Consider the following 2,213-nt stretch of genomic DNA (forward strand, 5'->3'; position numbering starts at 1 on the left):
AACCAGGTGATCTACCCATGTCCAGGGTGAAGTTCAGGTAACACTGAATGGAGGCCCGAACCCACGCACGTTGAAAAGTGCGGGGATGAGGTGTGGGTAGCGGAGAAATTCCAATCGAACCTGGAGATAGCTGGTTCTCCCCGAAATAGCTTTAGGGCTAGCCTTAAGTGTAAGAGTCTTGGAGGTAGAGCACTGATTGGACTAGGGGTCCTCATCGGATTACCGAATTCAGTCAAACTCCGAATGCCAATGACTTATCCTTAGGAGTCAGACTGCGAGTGATAAGATCCGTAGTCAAAAGGGAAACAGCCCAGACCGCCAGCTAAGGTCCCAAAGTGTGTATTAAGTGGAAAAGGATGTGGAGTTGCTTAGACAACTAGGATGTTGGCTTAGAAGCAGCCACCATTTAAAGAGTGCGTAATAGCTCACTAGTCGAGTGACTCTGCGCCGAAAATGTACCGGGGCTAAATACACCACCGAAGCTGCGGATTGATACCAATGGTATCAGTGGTAGGGGAGCGTTCTAAGGACAGTGAAGTCAGACCGGAAGGACTGGTGGAGTGCTTAGAAGTGAGAATGCCGGTATGAGTAGCGAAAGACGGGTGAGAATCCCGTCCACCGAATGCCTAAGGTTTCCTGAGGAAGGCTCGTCCGCTCAGGGTTAGTCAGGACCTAAGCCGAGGCCGACAGGCGTAGGCGATGGACAACAGGTTGATATTCCTGTACCACCTCTTTATCGTTTGAGCAATGGAGGGACGCAGAAGGATAGAAGAAGCGTGCGATTGGTTGTGCACGTCCAAGCAGTTAGGCTGATAAGTAGGCAAATCCGCTTATCGTAAAGGCTGAGCTGTGATGGGGAAGCTCCTTATGGAGCGAAGTCTTTGATTCCCCGCTGCCAAGAAAAGCTTCTAGCGAGATAAAAGGTGCCTGTACCGCAAACCGACACAGGTAGGCGAGGAGAGAATCCTAAGGTGTGCGAGAGAACTCTGGTTAAGGAACTCGGCAAAATGACCCCGTAACTTCGGGAGAAGGGGTGCTTTCTTAACGGAAAGCCGCAGTGAATAGGCCCAAGCGACTGTTTAGCAAAAACACAGCTCTCTGCGAAGCCGTAAGGCGAAGTATAGGGGGTGACACCTGCCCGGTGCTGGAAGGTTAAGGAGAGGGGTTAGCGTAAGCGAAGCTCTGAACTGAAGCCCCAGTAAACGGCGGCCGTAACTATAACGGTCCTAAGGTAGCGAAATTCCTTGTCGGGTAAGTTCCGACCCGCACGAAAGGTGTAACGATTTGGGCACTGTCTCAACCAGAGACTCGGTGAAATTATAGTACCTGTGAAGATGCAGGTTACCCGCGACAGGACGGAAAGACCCCGTGGAGCTTTACTGTAGCCTGATATTGAATTTTGGTACAGTTTGTACAGGATAGGCGGGAGCCATTGAAACCGGAGCGCTAGCTTCGGTGGAGGCGCTGGTGGGATACCGCCCTGACTGTATTGAAATTCTAACCTACGGGTCTTATCGACCCGGGAGACAGTGTCAGGTGGGCAGTTTGACTGGGGCGGTCGCCTCCTAAAGTGTAACGGAGGCGCCCAAAGGTTCCCTCAGAATGGTTGGAAATCATTCGTAGAGTGCAAAGGCATAAGGGAGCTTGACTGCGAGACCTACAAGTCGAGCAGGGACGAAAGTCGGGCTTAGTGATCCGGTGGTTCCGCATGGAAGGGCCATCGCTCAACGGATAAAAGCTACCCCGGGGATAACAGGCTTATCTCCCCCAAGAGTCCACATCGACGGGGAGGTTTGGCACCTCGATGTCGGCTCATCGCATCCTGGGGCTGTAGTCGGTCCCAAGGGTTGGGCTGTTCGCCCATTAAAGCGGTACGCGAGCTGGGTTCAGAACGTCGTGAGACAGTTCGGTCCCTATCCGTCGTGGGCGTAGGAAATTTGAGAGGAGCTGTCCTTAGTACGAGAGGACCGGGATGGACGCACCGCTGGTGTACCAGTTGTTCTGCCAAGGGCATAGCTGGGTAGCTATGTGCGGAAGGGATAAGTGCTGAAAGCATCTAAGCATGAAGCCCCCCTCAAGATGAGATTTCCCATAGCGTAAGCTAGTAAGATCCCTGAAAGATGATCAGGTTGATAGGTTCGAGGTGGAAGCATGGTGACATGTGGAGCTGACGAATACTAATAGATCGAGGACTTAACCATATAATATGTAGC

Annotated in this window: 1 rRNA gene (cut by a window edge); it reads left to right on the forward strand. The window is 52.1% G+C overall.

Features of this window, described 5'->3' with window-relative positions:
- Positions 1–2,201: ribosomal RNA gene (locus DN404_RS18705) — 23S ribosomal RNA — on the forward strand; it begins 721 nt to the left of the window's first position.
- Positions 2,202–2,213 lie beyond the last annotated feature (12 nt).

This window comes from Bacillus sp. TE8-1 (assembly GCF_008368855.1).
GTDB lineage: Bacteria > Bacillota > Bacilli > Bacillales > Bacillaceae_G > Bacillus_A > Bacillus_A cereus.